Annotated in this window: 5 protein-coding genes; 1 reads left to right on the top strand and 4 read right to left on the bottom strand. The window is 63.3% G+C overall.

Annotation, left to right across the window (positions count from 1 at the left end; genetic code table 11):
- Window positions 1–252: 252 nt before the first annotated feature.
- Window positions 253–462, bottom strand: a complete 210-nt coding sequence (locus V5A38_RS14585; RefSeq protein ID WP_332326489.1) for a ribbon-helix-helix domain-containing protein — start codon at window positions 460–462, stop codon at window positions 253–255.
- A gap of 113 nt (window positions 463–575) precedes the next feature.
- Here V5A38_RS14585 and V5A38_RS14580 point away from each other — a divergent pair, with 113 nt between their 5' ends.
- Window positions 576–908 (top strand): hypothetical protein, encoded by a 333-nt coding sequence (locus V5A38_RS14580; RefSeq protein ID WP_332326488.1) that lies wholly within the window; start codon window positions 576–578, stop codon window positions 906–908.
- An 85-nt stretch (window positions 909–993) separates the two neighbouring features.
- On the opposite strand, the gene aglJ is transcribed toward V5A38_RS14580, so the two are convergent.
- The 3 genes from aglJ to V5A38_RS14565 form a co-directional block, all read right to left on the bottom strand.
- Window positions 994–1,941, bottom strand: coding sequence for an S-layer glycoprotein N-glycosyltransferase AglJ (aglJ, locus tag V5A38_RS14575; RefSeq protein ID WP_332326487.1), 948 nt, complete (start codon window positions 1,939–1,941; stop codon window positions 994–996).
- 85 nt (window positions 1,942–2,026) lie between these two features.
- Window positions 2,027–2,260, bottom strand: coding sequence for a hypothetical protein (locus V5A38_RS14570; protein WP_332326486.1), 234 nt, complete (start codon window positions 2,258–2,260; stop codon window positions 2,027–2,029).
- The gene (locus V5A38_RS14565; RefSeq protein ID WP_332326490.1) at window positions 2,261–3,064 is read right to left on the bottom strand and encodes a M48 family metalloprotease; all 804 of its coding nucleotides are present in this window, start codon (window positions 3,062–3,064) and stop codon (window positions 2,261–2,263) included.
- Window positions 3,065–3,172: the final 108 nt, after the last annotated feature.

The raw sequence follows: 3,172 nt of genomic DNA, 5'->3' as shown, positions 1-3,172 counted from the left end.
CGGCCGCTGCACTACCAGCCTGCGACAGGAACAGCATCATCGTGAACAGGACGCCCATCATCTTCGGGTTGTCGGCCAGGAACGACTTGAGTTCGGACATTACAACCCATTCGATGGCGTTCTGTTGTTAATAGTGATATATTTCTCTTTCTGATACTCGAAATACATAAGCGGCTGAGGGCGAACGCAAGAAACGGGTCAGGCGATGGGGAGTAACATCCACCACTCAGAGAGGAGGACGGTCCGGTCGCCTTACTCCAGATAGCCCAGGTCCTCGAGCTGTTGGGCGATATCGTCGAACTCCGACTCCGTCAGCTCGCCGTGCTGCTGGTGTTTGATGACGATGCTTCGGAGGAGGAATCGGACGAGGTCGCTGGTACTGGAGAAGCTGGTTCCCTCGATGGTCTCGTCGACGCGGTCCGCGAGCTCGGTGGGAATCGAAACCGTTGTGTACTCAGTCATACCCGTTGTCGGGCACGAGCCCCGAAAAACGCGTTGCCTGGTCCGACGCACTGATGCTGCAGCGGCTGACGGTAACTTGTGCTTTTTGCATGCGGAGCTATAAACGACGGTAAATGGCTGCGAGACCGCCCGGCGGCGACGACGACGACGAGCCACCGGAAACGCTTGCGTTCGGTATTTCCGCGCTCGACGCACGGCTCTCGGAGGCCGACGTGGCGTTCCCGGCGACCGCCAGAGAGGTCGTCGAGGGGCTCGACAATCCGGACATCCCCTACGATACCGCTGGCCACACGCTGGCGCTCTCGACGGCACTCCAGGAAACCGATCACCGGGAGTTCGAAAGCGAAACGGAGCTCAAGGAGGCGCTGCACCCGGTCTACGAACGGAAACGGCGCGCCGCCGGCGGCAGCATCGTGGGCCAGCTTCGGCGACTACTCCCGTTCTGATTGCTGTATGGGCGAGTCGGTATGTCTGAGTCTGCTGACCGAGAGGACGACTCTGCTACCAGATTCAGCACCGACCGCGGATGGGCTATTCCCCAGCGCGCTCCACATCGCTGCCGCCTCCATCCGCGACCGCCTCGATTCGGTCGAGCTGCTCGCGGTGGAGTGTGAGAATCAGGTCGGAAAGCACACCGAACATCAGGAGCTGCACGCCCAGCAGGATGCCCGCGGCACCTCCGAGCGCAAGCACCTGGTGGGGGACGCCGTAGACGAACCACTCGATGGTGACGAAGATTGCGAGCAGGAGCCCGGCGAGCCCGGAGAGCAAGCCCACGCTCCCGAAGTAGAACAGCGGGTTGCTGGTCTTGGCCCGCCGGAACAGTTCGAGGAAGATGATGCTCCCGTCCCTGATGGGGTTGAGGTTGGTGTTCGACCCCGCCGGTCGCTCCAGATACGTGATGGGGACGACCGTCGTCGGGATATCCCGCTTTACGCACTCGACGGCCATCTCCGTCTCGATACCGAAGCCGTCCGCAGAGAGGGTGAGCCGTTCGAACGATGCGCGGGTGAACGCCCGGTAGCCGCTGAGGATGTCGGCTAACTCCTCGCCGTGGATGAGCGCGAACAGCCGGTTGGTGAGTTTGTTGCCGATCTGATTCAACCGCGTCATCGCCCCCGCCTCCATGTTCCCAAAGCGGTTGCCGATGACGTGTTCGTAGCCTTCGTCCAGCGGTTCGAGCATTCTGTCTGCATCCTCGGCGAGGTAGGTGCCGTCGCCATCGGCCATCAACACGCACTCGCGGGCTACGTGGTTGCTGACGGCCTCCCGGACAGCTTCACCCTTCCCTGTAGTGGACTGCGTCTCGACTCGGGCGCCATGCTCCTCGGCGATCTCCCTGGTGCCGTCCGTCGACCCGCCGTCCATCACGAGAATGTCGTCGAATCCCTCCGCCTGGAACCCGTCGACGCAGTCGCCGATGGTGGCGGCCTCGTCGTAGGTCGGCAGGAGGACAGTGACGCAGTCACGGTCGGGCATGTCGTTTGCGTGTCTGGGTCGGGGGAGGTGGAAAAGGCTTCTACTTTGTGGTAGAGACGAGCGCGAGTGTCGGCTGAGTTACCAGCTACAGCAACAGTTGGGAGGCGATGAACCCGGCGATCCCGAGACAAGCGAGGCCGAGCGCACGGATGAGCCAGAGATAGCGCCCCGGAACGTCGCCATCGGCGCCGTACTCGCCGCGGCGCTGCTGTGGCCCACCGGCGACGGAGAGGCGGAACGCCGTCCGCGGCGCAGCGAGTAGCACGAGACCGAGGGCGACCCCGAGAAGTATCGCGAGGAGGTCGCGGATGTCGGCCATCTACGACCGCAGGCGCTGGATGCGCTCCTCGACGGGCGGGTGCGTGGAGACCAGCTTCTGGAGCAGCCCGCTGTTGCTACCGAAGATACAGAGCGCGCTCACCTGCTCGTCGAGATTCGAGTTGCGGGCGTGTTCGTTCCCGCGCTGGATCTTCTCCAGGGCGCGAGCCAGCGGGTCGCCGCGGCCGATGGCCGCGCTCGCGTCAGCGTCCGCGACGTACTCGCGGTAGCGCGAGATGGCGAGTACGAACAGCATCACGACGAACTGGACGATGTTCCCGACGACGATGGCGAGGAAGAAATCCGCCAGGTCGTTGTCGCCCGAGAGCAGGATGACGAACTGCGCCGCGATACCGACGATGGAGGCGATCCCCTGGCCGATGACCATCGTCACGACGTCGCGGTTGGCGATGTGAGCGAGTTCGTGGGCGATAACGCCCTCCAGTTCGTCCTGGTCGAGAATCTGCATGAGCTCCTCGGAGATGACGACGATACCGGCGCCCTTGCGGCCGACGGCGAACGCGTTGGGAACGCCCATACGGGCGATCTTCAGCTCGGGTTTCTCGATTCCCATGTCTCTGGAGAGCTTCTCTACCTGTCGGTGGATGGTTGGGTACTGCGCTTCAGGGAGGTCCTCGGCGCCGACGCTCCGGAGCGCACCCCATTTGCCCAATTTGTACTGGAGACCGATGAGGAGGATGGAGCCGACGACGGCGATGGGCCAGATGCCCGTTCCGAAGATCATCATCGCAACGCCAACCCCCACGAGGTAGAACGCCGCGAGGATGGCGCCGACGATGGCCATCCTGACTTTGAGGCCGAAGTGTCGCATAAGCGGTGGTAGCGCGTTTAGAGGGATAAACTCCCCGGAGGGGCCGGCGACTGCCGGCATCGTGGAGGCGTCGGGGTGCCG

Origin of the sequence: Halolamina sp. (assembly GCF_036626355.1) — an archaeon.
Classification (GTDB): Archaea; Halobacteriota; Halobacteria; order Halobacteriales; family Haloferacaceae; genus Halolamina.
The sequence above is the reverse complement of the archived record's forward strand: the minus strand, read 5'-3'. Positions and strand labels throughout refer to the sequence as shown.

Bases quoted from the DNA above. Each gene is read 5' to 3' on its own strand.
- aglJ (WP_332326487.1), bottom strand. From the start codon at position 1,941: ATGCCCGACCGTGACTGCGTCACTGTCCTCCTGCCGACCTACGACGAG.
- V5A38_RS14585 (WP_332326489.1), bottom strand. From the start codon at position 462: ATGACTGAGTACACAACGGTTTCGATTCCCACCGAGCTCGCGGACCGC.
- V5A38_RS14580 (WP_332326488.1), top strand. From the start codon at position 576: ATGGCTGCGAGACCGCCCGGCGGCGACGACGACGACGAGCCACCGGAA.
- V5A38_RS14570 (WP_332326486.1), bottom strand. From the start codon at position 2,260: ATGGCCGACATCCGCGACCTCCTCGCGATACTTCTCGGGGTCGCCCTC.
- V5A38_RS14565 (WP_332326490.1), bottom strand. From the start codon at position 3,064: ATGGCCATCGTCGGCGCCATCCTCGCGGCGTTCTACCTCGTGGGGGTT.